The sequence below is a fragment of the Flagellimonas sp. 389 genome, assembly GCF_018449435.1.
Taxonomy (GTDB): Bacteria; Bacteroidota; Bacteroidia; order Flavobacteriales; family Flavobacteriaceae; genus Flagellimonas.
This window is the reverse complement of the sequence record NZ_JAHCMU010000013.1, coordinates 32,871-49,752: the sequence shown is the minus strand read 5'-3', so window position 1 is coordinate 49,752 and position 16,882 is coordinate 32,871. Positions and strand designations below refer to the sequence as shown.

The window sequence follows — 16,882 nt, the reverse complement described above, 5'->3', positions numbered from 1 at the left end:
TTATATGTGTGTAAATAATTCTTCTTTCGATTTTCTAACCTTTGCATAGTTTTGTGTTTCATCCTCATTGGACCGGTAACCGATTGTCAATACCACTGCCGTATTCAGATTTTTTTCGGTAAGGCCAAGAATCTTGTTGTATGCATCGTTCTCAATACCTTCCATTGGGCAGGTATCGATTTTTAATTCTGCTGCAGCCTGCATCACGTTGCCTAAAGCAATATATGCTTGTCTTGCCGTCCATACAGATTTGGTCTCTGCAGATAGTTCCAATAATTTAGATTTCATGAAATCCCCATAGGCTTTTAAACCTTCTGCTGGAATATTTCTGGTCGTACTGACATTTTGCAAATATTCATCTACCAGCTCTTCTCCAAAATCTGTAGCATTTGCAAATACGATTACATGTGAGGCATCTGTTAGTTGGGATTGCCCCCAAGAAACTGGCTTTAGCTTTTCTTTTGTTTCCTGATCAGAAATCACAAATATGTGGTAGGGTTGCAGTCCGTACGATGATGCGCTCAAACGTGTTGCCTCTAATAACAATTCCAAATCCTCTTCAGATACTTTTTTGGTATTGTCAAATTTCTTAGTGGCATAGCGCCAAGTTCTGTTCTCTAAGATGTTGTTCATTTTAAAATTTATCTAATAATTGATTTAATTTATCCAGTTCCTTTTCAGAAAGGTTTTTTACAATTTTTTGTTCAGCTTCATATACAGCTTTGTCCATTTCGAGCAGTGCTTCTATACCACTTTCGGTAATGTAAATTTCCACTTTTCGTCTATTGGACTCACATACACATCTACTTACATATCCTTTGTTGATCAATTTATCCACTAATCGAGTGGTGTTGCTCATTTTCGTCACCATTCGCTCATTTAATGTCGAGAGATTGGCAGGTTGACCTTTTTGGCCTCTCAAAATTCGAAGTACGTTAAACTGTGGTAGAGAAACTTCAAAAGGTTTTAAGGCAGCAGCTATAACTTCCTTCATTTTGTTGCTGACCAATTCAATATGGATAATGGTCTTTGTTTCCAAGCTTAGTTTTTTTGCCCTTTTAATTACCTCTTCGACATTCATGTCTAAACAATATTTGTATATACAAATGTATATGAAACAGACTTGAATTTCCTAACATACCAGCAATAAAGTTTTGTTAAAAGAACAACAAATAACACTTTTTTTAGGCAAAAGGTTAAACTATCTGTTATTTTAAGTGTCTCACAATTAGGAGGTATACTGAATTATTTCATTTATGGAACTCGAAAAAATATTTCATTTATATAAGAGAGCCGGTTTTGGAACAACACTGGCACAAGCAGAAAAAGCAGCCTCAAAAACAAAAAAACAAGTAGTCGACGACCTCTTTCAATCCTCTACCAAGATCACGCCATTGAACGTGCCCATTGATGAGATTAAAACACTTCTTAAGAATAATCCGGGCAAAGTATCCAAAGATACTAGAATGCAGTTGCAGAAACTTAGCAGAAAAAAGTTGTTGGATTTCAATAAGAAATGGATTTACCGAATGGGTTCTACAAACGAACAATTACGGGAACGGATGACTCTGTTCTGGGCAAACCATTTTGTGGTTCGCGACCGAAACATCGTTTACTTCCAATCCTTTAATAATACCCTTCGGCAACATGCTTTGGGGAATTTTCGTGATTTTGTGATTGAAGTTGCCAAAGAGGCCGCTATGCTCAATTATCTTAACAACCAACAGAACCGAAAAAAGAAACCCAATGAGAATTTTGCACGGGAACTAATGGAACTGTTTACCTTGGGCGAGGGACAGTATTCCGAAAAAGATATCAAAGAAGCTGCAAGGGCCTTTACTGGGTGGCGGCATAATTTTAAAGGTGACTTTGCCTTTAGGGAAAAGATTCATGATTTTGAAAGCAAAACCTTTATGGGCAAAACCGGGAGTTTTGATGGAGAAGGTATTGTAGACATTATTTTGGAACAGCCCCAATGTGCCTATTTTATTTCAAAAAAAATATATACCTATTTTGTGAGTCAAGAAGTAAATGAAGATTATGTCAAAGAAATGGCAGACATCTTCCGAACAAAATATGATATTGCTGAAGTAATGCGCCATGTATTTACCTCCAAGTGGTTTTATGATAAAAGTATTATAGGGAACAAAATAAAATCACCCACGGATATGTTGGTCGGTATGATGCGAATTGTTCCCTATAAATTCAAGAAAAATAAAGAACTGGTCTATGTGCAAAAGCTTTTGGGGCAAGAACTATTGAATCCGCCCAATGTGGCCGGGTGGCCGGGTGGCAGAAAATGGATAGATTCCAATACCATGATGGTCCGCCTTAAGCTACCATCCGTTCTATTGAACAATGGTATTATTTCGTTTGATGTAAAAGGAGAATTTGAAGATAGCCTTACCGAATTCAATAAGAAGAAAAATGTGGGCAGAAAACTCGATGTGGAAAGCGATTGGGACTCTTTTGAAAATGAACATAAAAAAACATCGCAAGCTGAACTAAAAACGGTTGTCTTGGGGGGCAATTTACAGGAAGAGGCCAAACCTTTTATGGATAGCCTTGAAAAAGAGAGCAAAGCCGAATATTGTATACAGTTAATGTCAATACCAGAATTTCAACTGTGTTAAATTACACAACATGAAGAGAAGAACGTTTATAAAGAGAAGTGGTTTAGCGAGCAGTGTGCTCTTTGTTCCAAACTTTTTAAAGGCCCATAACGAACTATGGCCCGTTAGTTTAGGGAACAAGAAACTGGTCATTATTCAATTATCCGGAGGTAACGACGGTCTAAATACCATTGTGCCCTATACCAATGATGTATACTATAAAAATAGAGTTTCAATTGCACAGAAAAAACAGGACTTACTTTTGGTAGATGGTGAAGTCGGTTTTCATTCAGCGTTGTCCAACTTTAAAAACCTTTTTGATGACGGGTATGTTACCATTATGAACAATGTGGGGTATCCTAACCCAGTAAGATCACATTTTAGGTCTACGGATATTTGGCAGACCGCATCCGCTTCAAACGAAATCTTAAAGACAGGATGGGTTGGGCGTTACCTTGATGGTGTTGCCAAAGACCCCGTTGGTGCAATAGAAGTGGACGATATGCTTTCAACAATGATGAAAGGCGAAAAAATAAATGGTATTGCCACAAAAAATGCAAGATTGCTCTACAATACCACCAGAGAACCTTATTTTACAAAGGTTCTTGAAAACTCCAGGGACAAACATTTGAGCGAACACAATCTTGGATATCTTTACAAGACCGCCATAGATGCCAAGTCTTCCGCGTCCTATATTTTTGAAAAGACCAAAGTATACAAAAGCTCAAGGGAATATCCCAAAAATGCTTTTGGAAAACAGCTAAAAACAGTTTCTGAGTTTATAAATTCCGGGCTCAAAACACAGATTTATTATACTTCCCTTGGTGGATTCGATACGCATGCAAATCAGGTAAATGCTCAAAAACGATTGCTGGGCACTTATTCCAATGCCATAGCAGCGTTTGTAAACGATTTGAAAAATGCAGGAACATTCAAGGATACCATTATCCTTACGTTCTCGGAGTTTGGAAGACGGGTCAAACAAAATGCCGCTAATGGTACCGATCATGGTGCGGCCAATGCAGTCTTTTTAATGGGTGAAAACCTCAAAACCCCGGGGATGTACAATGCCCCATCATCACTTTTGGATTTGGATGGAAACGGGGATATTAAATATGAAATTGATTTTAGACAAATATATACTTCGCTATTAAAACAATGGCTGCGGACAGATACTGAAGCTATCATCTCTGGTACGTTTGAACCCTTGGACTTAGTATAACAACATAATCGGAAGTAAAGAGCAATAAATTTTTGTTAAAAACAAAAGTGAAAGTTTGTGCAATGATTACTTTAGTTGCAAACTATACAACATGCTACGCTCGTTCTTAATTGTCTCACTATCATTGGTTCTGTTGATGGGGTGTGGGTCAAAAGAAAAGAAACAAGAATCGGAAACTGCAAACGTCAATGAAGAAACTACTGAGACCGCAGATAACTCCGAAGACCAAGAAGTAAAGTTTCCCATATACAACTATGAAGGTCTTGAACCTTTATTGAACAAAGAAGATGATAAAACATATGTCATAAATTTTTGGGCAACTTGGTGCAAACCTTGTATTGAGGAGCTTCCCTATTTTGAACAGGTAAATGAAGAAATGAAAGACAAAAATGTAGAAGTCGTTTTGGTAAGTTTGGATATGCCCACCATGTGGAAGTCGAGATTGGAGCCTTATGTTGAAAAAAATGGTTTAAAATCGAAAGTTGTCATTTTGGATGATCCAAAACAAAACGATTGGATTCCCAAAATAGCGGAAGAGTGGGGTGGAGGTATACCAGCAACTTTGATTTACAATAAAGAAAAGCGAGGTTTTTATGAGCGTGGCTTTACTTACGAAGAATTGAACGAAGAACTGAATAAATTCATAAACTAAAACTATCATGAAAACAATTAAAATTGTAGGTCTATTTGTACTCTTGCTTTCATTAGGTGCATTTACGGACAAATCTGCTACTTTAGAAAAAGGATACGCCATTGGGGATATGGCTACCGATTTTTCATTGAAGAATATAGATGGAAATACGGTCTCTTTATCCGATTATAAGGATGCAAAAGGATTTCTGGTGATTTTCACCTGTAACACGTGTCCCTATGCAGTAGCTTATGAGGATAGAATTATTGAACTTGATGCAAAATACAAAGCTAAGGGGGTTCCCGTGATAGCCATAAACCCAAACAATCCTGAAACCAAACCAGGCGATAATTTTGAAGCAATGAAAAAGAGAGCTTCAGAAAAAGGATTTACCTTTCCTTATTTGTTGGATGAAGGACAGAAAATCTATCCACAGTATGGCGCAACGCGAACGCCACATGTATACTTGCTCGAAAAAACTTCCAAAGGAAATATCGTAAAATATATAGGTGCCATTGATGATAACTATCAAGATGCTTCAAAAGTTGAGGAAAAATTTGTTGAAAATGCCATTGATGCGATGCTTTCTGGTAAAAAAATAGCAGTTGAAACCACTAAGGCAATAGGTTGTACCATTAAGGTTTAAATTGAAAAAATAAATAGTCTTTAAATCCGAAGTGATGCTTCGGATTTTTATTTTTACAGAATATTAAAATTAGTTGCGATGGCAGATTTATCACAAGAAGAATGGGCAAGTCAGTTGGAAAAAGACGATAACGCCTTTATCCTGGATGTACGAACCCCAGAGGAAGTGGAAGAAGGTTATATTCCAAATTCCACCAATATAGATATTTACCTAGGACAGGATTTTTTGAACGAAATCGAAAAACTGGACAAGTCCAAAAACTACTATGTGTACTGTCGCTCTGGGAACAGAAGTGGTCAGGCGTGTGCTATCATGAACAGTGTTGGCATCGAAAATGCCTATAATCTGGAAGGTGGTTTTATGAATTGGGATGGTGAAGTAGTGGAACCCTAGTTGCCACAGGGTATACTGCTTAAGGTGAGTTCGATATATAAAAGGCAATAAGATGAACAAATGTCTTCTCGAACGCAGTCGAAAGGCCTGTCTTGAGCGTAGTCGAAAGGTCTTCAAAAACCTAATATTTCAAGGAGGTCTCGACTTTAGCCTATTTTGAGCAAAGTTGAAAGTTTCGACCTGACAAAGGTTTGTAAATTACTGAAAACAGGTGTTACTACATATACTCACATTAATTAAAAGCCGCTCTTAAGAGACATTTTTAAGAGCGGCTTTATATGAAAGCTTGTATCATAAATGCCTACAGGCATGAGTCTTTAGTGGTCAACCCGGGCAGTACCCAACCGAATCCATTATTAATATCAGTTAGAATAGTTGCTGCTAAAATAGGTGCAGGCCCACAGATAGTCATATTCTCCATACCACAGACAATATCGGATGGTCCGTTATTTTGCTGTACAAAATTGGCCCAATTGAACAACGTGTTGTTCATGTTCTCTTTGGACATTCCACTGTTATCGAACATGCTCACCATATTGGTTATGTTGCCAATGTTCCAACCCCCTATATCTTGATTGAAGGCAGAGGCTCCAGAGAACATAAATGACATGAAGGTGACGTTTGCCGTGTTCCATACACTAATATCCTGGTTGAACAAAGATGCACCTTCGAACATTCTGGCCATGAAGGTGACATTTGATGTATCCCAATCGCCAATATACTGATCAAAGGAAGAAGCATCCTTGAACATGCTGGTCATATTGGTGACGTTTTCCGTGTTCCACTCACCAATATTCTGGTTGAACATGGATGCACCTTGGAACATACCGCTCATATCCTCAATAGTGATTACCTCCCAATTGCCGATATCCCCGTTAAATTTTTCGGCATTCCGGAACATACCTGAAAGAAAAGAGACCTGTGACAGGTCGGGCACATCGGTTGCTTTATAGATCATGTTCCCGCAGCTCGCAAATGCCGATTTCAAGGTTTTCCATTCAATATTGCCCCATTGGTCCAAACTTATAAGTTTGGGCGCACTTGCGAGCCCAGACATTATTATACCGGGAAAATCTCCCAGGATCGCCACAACGTGGTCCCCGGCCGTTTCATACGAATGTTCTATATTTTCATTATTGGTAATATTCTCAATAGTGCCATCCCCCCAATCGATCGTAAAATTGTATTCAAGACTTTCTGATAAGCCTATCGTTATGCTTTCCCCATCTTCGGTGGTCTTCCAGGTGGTCACAAAACTGTTGAGATCTTCTGCCAAAGTGTCGCTCACATTTTGGACTTTGACCGTAACTTTCGCATTTGTCTCCAACTCCCCATCCTCAGCGCTCACAAAAAGGGTATGTTCCGTTTTGGTCTCAAAATCTAGGGATTTTCCTGCAGTTAGGCTAAGGACACCGTCACTGGTGATGTCAAAAAGCCCGTCATCGTCCATTTCTATGGAAAACGTAAGATTGTCCCCATTCGGGTCGGTCGCGGTTACCGTTCCAATGTTCTGGGCATCGGTGATATCCTCGGCAACGGTAAAGGACTGCTCCGCTATGACCGGGGCTTTGTTCTCTTCCTTAGGAGTCCCATTGGGCGGATTATCATCTGGAATGACATTGGGCGAATCGTCCTTGCCACAGGAAAGAGCAATCGAGCAAAGACATAGGAATAGACAAATGTTCTTCAATTTCATCTTTGATGTAATTTTAGTTTTACACAAATTGAGATTTCTTGGTGATAGTTAAGAAACAAAATGAACGGATACCCTCATTCGTTTGACGAATGCCCACTTTGAGTTGACGGAATTTTTTGGAACTGTCCCAAAAACGGAAAGGATGCCACAGCTAGATACTTCTTTGTTCAATACCGAGGGAGATGGAAAATTCACGTTCGCAGGTTTCCCCGATGCTAAAATTCTGGAAAACGAAACCTCATCCAAATAGATCCAACATTTAATCTTTGGGGATTACATTACCATAATGGATACAGAAATTGTGAATGACCGTGTTTAGGGTCTAAAAATCGAAGAAATAAAGATGTTTTTTTAAGGGACGTACTAGAATCTTTCAATCTTGTTTGGGAAGCTGTTTTTCCAATACTTTTCCGTTTAGTTTATTCGTGTACGTTCCATTTTCAATCGCTGGTTTTCCATTCACGAAGCTATATATCAACCCCTCTGACAACTGGAACGCATCGGTGTAATTCGCTTTGTCCTTAAAAGTCTTGGGGTCAAAAATTATGATATCCGCAAAGTATCCTTCTTCCAATCTTCCTCTTTTTTCAATTCTAAAGATTTCAGCGGTTTTGGCCGTACTTCTGTTGATGAACCCAGCAGTATCCAATACCTTTTCTTGGCTTACGTAGGTGTGGAATTTTCTAGGGAAAGAACCATATTTTCTGGGATGACCCGTATTGCCATCCGAACCAGTAACTACCCAATCTTGTTTCATGAAAGTAAGAATGTCTTCTTTGGTCATGTTGAAGGATGCTACGCGAACGTATCCGGACTTCAAGATTTCCATTATTGCAACTTCTGGTACCAGGTTCAGCATATTGTATATTTCCAATACATTCTTTCCCACATACTTTTCATCATCGGATTTTACGATCAATAATTTTTCAGCGCCACCCCTTCGTTTTATATTTTTTTTGATTCCAATCAAGATTTTCTCTTTCAATTTTTGGTCTTCATAACGAATAAATAAAGAATCCTTCCCACCACTTTCGGCCCAACGCGGTATGACTGCAGCTAAAAGTCCTGTAGCTGATGCATCGTAGGGGTATTGGTTTGCCGTAATTTCCACTCCTTCCTTTTGTGCTTTTTCAATCATGTTGACGATTGTTCTGCTCTCATTCCAAACATCGACACCTAAACATTTGATGTGCGAAATATGTATGGGAAGTTTTGCTTCCCTTCCAACCTGAATGGCTTCTTCAATGGAAGATAGCAGGCCAACGGTATAGGAACTTTCATCTCTTAAATGCGTATCATAAATTCCTTCATACGCTGCGGCAGTTTGTGCCAAAGCAATCACTTCGTCGGTATTGGAATAACTGCCAGGTGCGTAAAAAAGACCAGTGGAGATTCCAAATGCCCCAGCTTTCATTTCTTGCTGAACCAAGTTTTGCATTTCCTCAATTTCTTTAGGAGTTGCCTGTTTATCGCTTTTCCCCATGACCTGCTCCCTGACCGTTCCATGGCCCACCAAAGGAACGACGTTCGTGCCAATTCCTTGAGAGCTGTAAAGGGCTTTGTATTTAGTAAGCGGGAAAAAACTGCTACCATCATTACCAACCGCCACCGTCGTAACACCTTGATAGAGGAAAGGTTTGTTATGGGATGTTTCGGGTTTGTTTAAATCCCTATCCGCATGGGTGTGCGGATCAATAAAACCGGGAGAAACTATGAATCCAGAGGCATCTATAACTTTTGAGGCTATAATTTCGACATCCTCTTTATTGCCTAGGTAAACGATTTTATCACCTTTTACGGCAATACTGTTTTTTGATGGCTTGCTGGAAGTTCCATTGTAAACTATTCCATTTTCTATGAGGATATCAGCTTTTATTTGTTTTTGTTCGGCGCAGGATTGCATAAAAAGCGATAGAAAATAAATCACCGTACCAAACTCGCAGAAAATCTTAAATGGGTTCTTCATGTTTTAGTTATTCAAAACGAACTCAATGTATTGTTTTTTCTTGAATTGGATTTTGTCGCCACTATTCAAAAATGGGTATCGGGTCAAAAATTGATAGACCTGTAGGTGCGCTGGGATTGGAATTCAACTCGTTCTGCGAAATGATAAAACGTTGCGGATGGGAAACAATTTCAGACCTATTGAATGGTACAGGGACAACAATATCAGTTTCTGTGCGCAAGCGTCGTAAATCGTTCCAGGGAATAAACGTACCAAACCCTGTTACGTAGCGTTCTTCTATGATTTCACGGAGCAATGCCCTTGTCTTATCGATTCCATCCTCATTTTCCATTCCGCCGATTTCAAAGTCCTCTTCTGTATAGGGCTCGTATGTTTTGTCATCATCATCCGAAGAGAACCGCAGTTCAAATGAATTTTCGGACTGTAAAAACTCCCTAACAAGATTCAATTGAATAAGTCCCTGGTTAAAAGATAATGTTCTGGCAGCGCATTCGGCTAGAATCAATAAATTTTCTTGGTAGGTTACCAAATTCATGGGAGTAAGTTCTCCATTGATGATGTTTGCCCTGCCCGTTCCAGTGGATGCACCGGCATTTAAATGGTTTCGCCTTGCTTTTTCATCGGTCTTTGCATTGTTTCTGTTTCCTTCGTTGGTGCTCAAAAGATTTCTGCAAAAGGTATCATCTGCGCTCATATATCCTCTTCGGCTACCGACCATAAATCGATATAACAAATTTTCGGTACCGAGTATTCTGGTTTCCAAAGGGGTAAAGCGCATGCTTCCTTCATGTTCGGAAATACCTTTTAAAGCGGCATCATAGGCGTTCTGGTATTGCTTTGTTTGTAAATAGTATCTTGCCTTCAAGGTATATGCAGTTTGCAACCATCTTTCTTTATCACCTTCAAAGAAAATATCTTCGCTTAGACCAGTATCCGTATCCGGACTTTCCAATAAGATTATCGCTTCATCCAAAATCGTTTGAAGCGACTCGTAAATTTCGGTTTGTGAATCAAATTTTGGGTCTTCAATACCAGCGACATCAATTTCAGAATATGGGATATCACCCCATATTGTAGTTGCCGTACCCAAGGCATGTGCTTCTATTACCCGAGTGATTGCAGTTATCAAAATACCTTCGCTGTCAATACCGTTAAGGTCATAGTATCGTGCGATTTCTCTATTTTGCTTTAAGATACCATTATACAGATACCCCCATGCACTGTTAGATTCTTCGGATGAAATATCGTAATTGTAGAGCCCTAGGTACAAGGCGATTTCACCTCTGTATTGCCCTGACCACATGCCCGATATGCGTTGCAGGTGGCTCATATTTAAAGAGATGTCCGCCAACATGGTTCCTTTTATCAATAATTCCGGTGGAAGTACTTCATCCGTGGTAATGGCATTTGGGTTTCGGTTTAGCTCCTCAAAAGATTCGCTACACGATATTATTAGAAAAGTACAGAGTAGTGCTATATGGATTTTTGCTTTCATGATACTAATATTTGATTTCCAATGTAAGTGAATAGGTTTTTGATGCTGGGTTGGTAAAGTAGTCCACCCCAAACCCGTTATCCACCCCAGTTTGGTTGGTTTGTGGGTCTACACCCAGAATATCTGTCCAAAGGGCTAGATTCCGTCCCGTTAAGGTAAATGCAATGGACGCCAGTTTTGTCTTCTCCCTAAATCGCTCCGAGTTTAAGGTGTATCCGAGTGTCACTTCGCTCAGCCGGGTCCAAGTGGCATCTTGGTTAATGGCAAACTCGTTAATTACGGAAGAGCCAAATCCACCGCCAACCGTGGTGTAATAAGATTCGTTCAGTAATACAGGGCCACCTCCAAAATCTCGTATATTTCCTCTCACGGGAATCCCTGCAGGATACACATCACCTGCACGGTCTACAAGTTCCTGTGTAGGGACAACGGTATTCCCAACATCTCTATGCGTGCCAAAATTTCTCATGATAAAGCGGGTACGTTCTGCAAATACGCCACCTTGTGAATGTTCTAAAAGGGTATTAAAGAAAAAGCTTCGGTACCTTACACGTAGTCCAAGCCCCCCTCTCCACTCGGGGTTCGGGTCTCCCAATACGCCCTGTTCAGGGTCTAGCTGTGGAAAACCGTTTTCGTCCAAATCAAAAGATCCATCAGGGTTTCTCAATGCTTTTGACCCCCATAGGGTTCCCATAGGGTATCCGACAATTGCCCTAGAGCTGATAGAGTTGTTTGTAAGCGGTATCGTATTGGTTCCCAAAATAGATAGTACCTCATTTCTGTTATTATTGAAATTTCCATAAATAGTCGCTATCAGTCCTTTGTTGTTCTTGATGAAGTCGTATTCAAGGTCCAATTCCAGCCCCCTGTTTTCCAAACTTGCCCCATTGGCGTAAACATCGTCAGAACCTATACTTGGTGAGGTTGGCAAGGAAATTAAAATATCTTTTACGGTATTGTAATAATATGTTCCGCTCATGGAGAGCCTGTTGTCAAAGAATTTTAGGTCCATTCCTACCTCATATTCCGTTTTTATCTCTGGTTTTAGATTCGGATTCCCAAGATTATTGTTGAACCGAAAGCCCCCTCCAAAATTTTCTAATTGTAGCGGATCCGAATAATCTGAATAAGTTGGTGTCTCATAGGTCGTCTGGGCTCTATGTGCCCTCGGTTCAACGCCCACTTGACCAACTCCCATTCTTAATTTTCCATGACTGAGCGTTAAATTATCCTTTAAGAAACCCAATTCTGAAAACAACCAAGACGTATCGGCAGAAGGGTAGAAGAAAGCACCATTAATGGTTGAGGCCCGCTCCATGGCACCAGCCGTATTGAGATACAGTTGCTTTTTATAATTGATACTTGCCGTGTAATAAAGGCGGTACTTACGTCTTTGTGTAATAAAGTGTCTTGTAGTTTCTATTTCGGTGGAGTTTGAAAAAACTTGTGTATCTGTATCGGCAAGAAAGTTTGCTCCTTCATTATATACAGATTTTCTCAGCCTATCATTGAAATTATAACCCAATAAAAGATTGCCTCTAAAGTTTTTGTTGAGTTTTAATGTTTTGGTTCTAGCGATGAAATCGAAATTGGCAATCTTGTTGTTGATGTTGTCCAAATTGAATCTTCCAGTTCCTCTACCTGCCGTATGAACAGGAAAGAAATACCTTCGCTCATCAAAGTAGGTGTCATAACTTCCCCTTATCTTGAATCTTAACCAAGAATTGTATCGGTAATCAAAATCGGCCGAAGCAATTACCCTATCAACCTGGTTGGGACTTTGTTGTCTGTATAGGGTCCATAGTGGGTTGTTATATCCAGGATTTGTTAAGGCTCCTATGGGATTTCTATAGGAACGATGTCTATTAATTCTTTGGTCACCATCCGCTGTGGTATAGGTTCCGGTATAACCTGAAATATCAAAATCGGGAGCACCCCGCAATAGCCCGAGCAGTAGACCTGCCGTATTGGAATTTTGTTGAATCCTTAACGACTTTGTATTGGTATACCTGAACCGAGAACGGACACTTAGCTTATCATTGAACACGTACTTTCCACTGAAACCAACGTTGATTCTTCTGTAGTTACTTTCTCGGATAACACCCTCTTGGTTTAATGCCCCAACACTAAAACGATACCTTCCATGTTCGTTCGCATTGTTGATGCTCAAGTAGTGCTTTTGCGAAAAACCTTCTTGAAAAACCTTGTCAAAGTTACTTTCCGTAAAGGTTTGCCTAGAGTTTTTGGCTTGAATCAATAGCCATTCCCTACCATTTTGATCTGTAAAAAAACCTTCTTCGCTTTTTGGAAAAAATATGTTAGCAGTACCTGGACGAGACGATATTCTATCGCCCCATGCCTGACTGCTCTCAAGACTATTGCCATAAACACCATTGTTGCCCTGCCCATATCTGGTCTGAACAGGATGAAAGTTGTTTATTTTGTCCACATATATGGTTGTCTCATATTCCACGTTCAACTTGCCTGTGTCCCTACCTCTTTTGGTGGTGATTACGATTACGCCGTTTGCCGCTTCCGAACCCCAGATTGCGGCCGCGGAAGCACCTTTTAAAATATCGATAGATTCAACATCGTCTTCATTGATATCATTAAGGCGTGATTGTTGCGAGGTTCCACCATCTGGGTCACTGTTGCCCGAAAGGTTGTCGTTACTTATAGGTACACCATCCAAAATGATCAAGGGTTGCGTGCTACCGGATATGGTATTCGCCCCGCGGATTTGGATAATCGCCCCAGCTCCAGGATCCCCGTTGGAGCGCGCGATTCTAACCCCAGATGCTTTTGCCTGTAAAGCATTGATGATATTAACCTCTCCAGATGTCGCTAAATTATCTGCTTTGACACGGGAAACTGTTGCACCAAGTGTTTTTTTGTCAACTTCGATACCCAGTGCGTTAACGACAACTTCATCCAGGACCTGTGCATCTTCCTTTAATGTAACATTTATAAGAACTTTGTCGCCCACGGTTACTTCTTGATCAACATATCCCAAGAAACTGAATACCAATACCGCATCATTATTTGGTACTTCTATGGAATATTTACCGTCAAAATCGGAAACAACGCCGGTGGTCGTTCCTTTTATTAGGATTGTTGCTCCGGGTAACGTATCAAAGTCATCGGTTATGGTGCCGGTGACCGTTTTCTGTGCACTGATAATGCTCGATACCAATATTAATAGTAGAAAGGACAATTTTTTGATTAACATAATTATTATGTAGGTTTTGGTTAGATGTTGGAGTCATGGGTTTGTTGTTCAGTGGATATATATTGTAATTGATTGAAGATCCGTTATTCGATACGCTCTACTAAAAGTCGCATCATTTCTTTGGCAGAGACTGTTCCAACGAGTTCTATTTCTTCCTTAGGAGTGGAATCCCCTATTTCATACGTAATCCCAACAGCATCGTGACCATATAAAAACCAACCTTTGGAATTAGGTGTTCTACTGTCACTTCGTTTTTCGTTTACGATGTATTTGGGTATGTTTTTTTCCAAAGCACTGAACCAGTCCGCTACAAAATTTGGCATAGTGGTTTTGGCCCTTGTTTTATTCGTGTAGAAAACATCCTTGTATGTGGAGTGGAAATCCAATCCCAACATAATCTTTCCGTTACTTTCTTTTGCTGCTTTAGTAATAAAGGCCGCCACATTTCTGGTTTCTGGTTGGTTGTAAACGGACCAGTCCCTGTTGAGGTCGATACCACCACCATTATGCCTCCAATTACCCATGTCGACTCCATCAGGGTTTACAATAGGGAATGCCAATACCCTATAGTTTTCCAAGAATTTGTTCGAGAGTTCCGATTCATTCAATACGGTCTCCATAAAGAATTGATATGCGAAAAAGCCCGTTACTTCTGGCGGATGCTGTCGCGTCATGAGGACAACTATTGGTTTTTCCTCCTTTGTCCCTTTGTAGATGTCCAAAACAGGAATGTTTCTACGAAACTTGGATTTCCCTGCTGTTTCTAGCCTTGCATAGTCTTCCTTTCCAGCTATCAAATTATCGATCCAGTTTTCCGTATCTTTTGAAGTCGCCAATTCCTGTGCGGATATTAAAATAGGAGTTCTGTCGATATTAAGTTTTACTATGGCACCGTTACCGTCCTCTACAACGTTATTTTTGTTCAATTGCTGCCAACCTCCTTCTACGGTTTTTATTTTTGGAATGTATCGATGTTTGTATTCGGACGGATATTCAAACTTTAGATAGATTTCTCGCTTTTCTTTTGACCAAATCAAGAAAGAATAATATGCACTATTGTTGATTGGGGTATTTTCGGGGTCAATGGAAACGGTAACGGTACTATCGTTTAATTTTTCAAATCCATTTAAGCGTGCTCCCTGGAATTCGTTACTGGCGTACACACCTATATCACTCAACTTGAACATCTGTTTGTTTTGAAAAAATATGGTTCTAGAGGTGGTGTTTACGCTTTTTGGAAAATAGACTTCTTTTAATTCTGACTGTGCAACTATTTCCGATGGGCTGCATGAGACAAAAAACTGTAAAAAGAGTATAAAGAATATTCTTTTAACGTAATGAACGATTGGGAAATTCATTGTTCGGCTTTATTGGCTATTTGGTTATAAGCTGAGACTACATAATTGTTTGTAGCATCATTTTTTGAAGCTGAACATTAGGTGCATTTCTATATGAAGAGGTTGTAATCGAAATGCTAAAATGTTAGTATGGGAAGAACTAAACTACGAAAAAAAAGCTTTCTTTGGGCATATTAATTTATAACAGATACCTCAAAAAAATAAAATTTTAGATGATTAGTTATAATTTGCATATTTGATGTATGTGATTCAAATACTGCTTTTTAGCCTTTGTGAATTCCAAAAATAGATATTTCGGTTTTACTGGTTGTTCAAACCCCACTCTCAAGTAAAACCTAATGCCCAAATCAATGAGAGAAGACCTACTTTATTATATCTGGAGGAACAATAAACTCCAAAGTAAACAATTGTTGACCACCGATAACGAAATTTTAGAAATCAAGGATTCTGGTATGCTAAATCAGTTTTCGGGACCTGATTTCTTTAATGCTAAAGTCTGTATTGATGGACAATTATGGGCCGGTAATGTGGAAATGCATATTAAATCTTCAGATTGGTATGCACATCATCATGAGACCGATTCGAACTACCATAATGTAATACTTCATGTAGTTTGGGACGATGATATTGCTGTTTTTAGGAAAGATGGTTCCAAAATTCCAACGTTGGAATTGAAAAAATATGTTCCATCGCAACTTTTAGATAGGTATCGAAGTCTACTCGATAATTCCAAATCCAACTTTATAAACTGTGAGCATAATTTTGCGGAAATCGATACTTTTTTGGTCAACAACTGGCTGGACCGACTTTATTTTGAGCGCTTGGAACAGAAGTCAAGTTTGATAAATAATCTGCTCCATAAGACAAATAATGATTGGGAAGGAGTACTTTTTATCTTATTGATGAAGAATTTTGGAACTAAAGTAAATGGAGATTTGTTTTTGGAAAGAGCTTCAAAACTGGATTTTTCAATAATTCGAAAGACAAGTTCAAATCCAGAACAGTTGGAAAGCTTGTTGTTTGGACATTTGGGGTTGTTGCAGCATACCAATAATACTGATGCCTACTATCTTCGACTTAAAAAGGAATACCGCTATCTGGCACATAAGTATGAGCTTTCACCAGTTTTGGAAAAGCCCAACTTTTTTGGTCTTCGCCCCATTAATTTTCCTACAATCCGATTATCGCAATTGACTAATCTATATGCGCAACAGCAAAATCTATTTGCAGTAATAATGGAGTTAAATGAGCTTCAAGACATCTATGCTATTTTTCAAAGTACTGCAAGTGTTTATTGGGAAACTCATTTTACCTTTGGCAAGATTTCCAAAAAAAGTAAAAAGAGGTTGTCCAAAAATTTTATCGATTTGTTGATCATCAATACCATCGTTCCGCTTAAATTTTGCTATGCAAAATACCTCGGAAAAGATTGTAATGACGACTTATATGAACTTATTTCAAAAGTTAAAAGTGAACAAAATACCATCATCAAAGGCTTTCAGAATCTAGGCTCAAAAACCAAAAGTGCATTGGAAAGCCAATCCAAGATTCAGTTGTACACCGAGTATTGTTCAAAAAATAAATGCTTGCAATGTGCGTTGGGCGTAAATTTATTGAACAGAAATACATAAATT

Annotated in this window: 13 protein-coding genes; 6 read left to right on the top strand and 7 right to left on the bottom strand. The window is 39.2% G+C overall.

Going from position 1 to position 16,882, the window contains the following annotated elements; translation table 11 throughout:
* The gene (locus tag KIM67_RS12270) at positions 1–633 is read right to left on the bottom strand and encodes an NAD(P)H-dependent oxidoreductase (RefSeq protein WP_213831746.1); all 633 of its coding nucleotides are present in this window, start codon (positions 631–633) and stop codon (positions 1–3) included.
* A gap of 1 nt (position 634) precedes the next feature.
* Entirely contained in the window at positions 635–1,081 is a 447-nt protein-coding gene (locus tag KIM67_RS12265) for a MarR family winged helix-turn-helix transcriptional regulator (RefSeq protein WP_213831745.1), read from the bottom strand.
* A 175-nt stretch (positions 1,082–1,256) separates the two neighbouring features.
* Between KIM67_RS12265 and KIM67_RS12260 the strand changes: the two genes are divergently transcribed.
* From KIM67_RS12260 to KIM67_RS12240, 5 genes are all read left to right on the top strand, one after another.
* Entirely contained in the window at positions 1,257–2,633 is a 1,377-nt protein-coding gene (locus tag KIM67_RS12260; protein ID WP_213831742.1) for a DUF1800 family protein, read from the top strand.
* A 10-nt stretch (positions 2,634–2,643) separates the two neighbouring features.
* Positions 2,644–3,834, top strand: a complete 1,191-nt coding sequence (locus KIM67_RS12255) for a DUF1501 domain-containing protein (protein ID WP_213831741.1) — start codon at positions 2,644–2,646, stop codon at positions 3,832–3,834.
* A gap of 91 nt (positions 3,835–3,925) precedes the next feature.
* Positions 3,926–4,486 carry a TlpA disulfide reductase family protein gene (locus KIM67_RS12250; protein WP_213831738.1) on the top strand — a complete coding sequence of 187 codons (561 nt, stop codon included), beginning with the start codon at positions 3,926–3,928 and terminating at the stop codon, positions 4,484–4,486.
* Between the two features lie 7 nt (positions 4,487–4,493).
* Positions 4,494–5,111 carry a thioredoxin family protein gene (locus tag KIM67_RS12245; RefSeq protein ID WP_163416082.1) on the top strand — a complete coding sequence of 206 codons (618 nt, stop codon included), beginning with the start codon at positions 4,494–4,496 and terminating at the stop codon, positions 5,109–5,111.
* Positions 5,112–5,189: 78 nt separating this feature from the next.
* On the top strand, positions 5,190–5,504 hold the full coding sequence (locus KIM67_RS12240) for a rhodanese-like domain-containing protein (RefSeq protein WP_163416080.1): 315 nt from the start codon (positions 5,190–5,192) through the stop codon (positions 5,502–5,504).
* A 301-nt stretch (positions 5,505–5,805) separates the two neighbouring features.
* Here the strand turns inward: KIM67_RS12240 and KIM67_RS12235 are convergent, their stop codons facing one another.
* The 5 genes from KIM67_RS12235 to KIM67_RS12215 form a co-directional block, all read right to left on the bottom strand.
* Positions 5,806–7,200 (bottom strand): BspA family leucine-rich repeat surface protein, encoded by a 1,395-nt coding sequence (locus KIM67_RS12235; protein ID WP_213831737.1) that lies wholly within the window; start codon positions 7,198–7,200, stop codon positions 5,806–5,808.
* 373 nt (positions 7,201–7,573) lie between these two features.
* Positions 7,574–9,166 (bottom strand): amidohydrolase family protein, encoded by a 1,593-nt coding sequence (locus KIM67_RS12230; RefSeq protein ID WP_213831735.1) that lies wholly within the window; start codon positions 9,164–9,166, stop codon positions 7,574–7,576.
* Positions 9,167–9,227: 61 nt separating this feature from the next.
* Positions 9,228–10,661 carry a SusD/RagB family nutrient-binding outer membrane lipoprotein gene (locus KIM67_RS12225; protein ID WP_213831733.1) on the bottom strand — a complete coding sequence of 478 codons (1,434 nt, stop codon included), beginning with the start codon at positions 10,659–10,661 and terminating at the stop codon, positions 9,228–9,230.
* A gap of 4 nt (positions 10,662–10,665) precedes the next feature.
* Positions 10,666–13,890 (bottom strand): SusC/RagA family TonB-linked outer membrane protein, encoded by a 3,225-nt coding sequence (locus tag KIM67_RS12220; RefSeq protein ID WP_213831731.1) that lies wholly within the window; start codon positions 13,888–13,890, stop codon positions 10,666–10,668.
* An 83-nt stretch (positions 13,891–13,973) separates the two neighbouring features.
* Positions 13,974–15,248 carry a M14 family metallopeptidase gene (locus KIM67_RS12215; RefSeq protein WP_213831728.1) on the bottom strand — a complete coding sequence of 425 codons (1,275 nt, stop codon included), beginning with the start codon at positions 15,246–15,248 and terminating at the stop codon, positions 13,974–13,976.
* A gap of 350 nt (positions 15,249–15,598) precedes the next feature.
* Here KIM67_RS12215 and KIM67_RS12210 point away from each other — a divergent pair, with 350 nt between their 5' ends.
* Complete coding sequence (locus tag KIM67_RS12210; RefSeq protein ID WP_213831726.1) at positions 15,599–16,879, top strand: DUF2851 family protein; 1,281 nt, start codon at positions 15,599–15,601, stop codon at positions 16,877–16,879.
* Positions 16,880–16,882: the final 3 nt, after the last annotated feature.

Coding starts and splice junctions, on each gene's coding strand:
- KIM67_RS12270 (WP_213831746.1), bottom strand. CDS start 633: ATGAACAACATCTTAGAGAACAGAACTTGGCGCTATGCCACTAAGAAA.
- KIM67_RS12265 (WP_213831745.1), bottom strand. CDS start 1,081: ATGAATGTCGAAGAGGTAATTAAAAGGGCAAAAAAACTAAGCTTGGAA.
- KIM67_RS12260 (WP_213831742.1), top strand. CDS start 1,257: ATGGAACTCGAAAAAATATTTCATTTATATAAGAGAGCCGGTTTTGGA.
- KIM67_RS12255 (WP_213831741.1), top strand. CDS start 2,644: ATGAAGAGAAGAACGTTTATAAAGAGAAGTGGTTTAGCGAGCAGTGTG.
- KIM67_RS12250 (WP_213831738.1), top strand. CDS start 3,926: ATGCTACGCTCGTTCTTAATTGTCTCACTATCATTGGTTCTGTTGATG.
- KIM67_RS12245 (WP_163416082.1), top strand. CDS start 4,494: ATGAAAACAATTAAAATTGTAGGTCTATTTGTACTCTTGCTTTCATTA.
- KIM67_RS12240 (WP_163416080.1), top strand. CDS start 5,190: ATGGCAGATTTATCACAAGAAGAATGGGCAAGTCAGTTGGAAAAAGAC.
- KIM67_RS12235 (WP_213831737.1), bottom strand. CDS start 7,200: ATGAAATTGAAGAACATTTGTCTATTCCTATGTCTTTGCTCGATTGCT.
- KIM67_RS12230 (WP_213831735.1), bottom strand. CDS start 9,166: ATGAAGAACCCATTTAAGATTTTCTGCGAGTTTGGTACGGTGATTTAT.
- KIM67_RS12225 (WP_213831733.1), bottom strand. CDS start 10,661: ATGAAAGCAAAAATCCATATAGCACTACTCTGTACTTTTCTAATAATA.
- KIM67_RS12220 (WP_213831731.1), bottom strand. CDS start 13,890: ATGTTAATCAAAAAATTGTCCTTTCTACTATTAATATTGGTATCGAGC.
- KIM67_RS12215 (WP_213831728.1), bottom strand. CDS start 15,248: ATGAATTTCCCAATCGTTCATTACGTTAAAAGAATATTCTTTATACTC.
- KIM67_RS12210 (WP_213831726.1), top strand. CDS start 15,599: ATGAGAGAAGACCTACTTTATTATATCTGGAGGAACAATAAACTCCAA.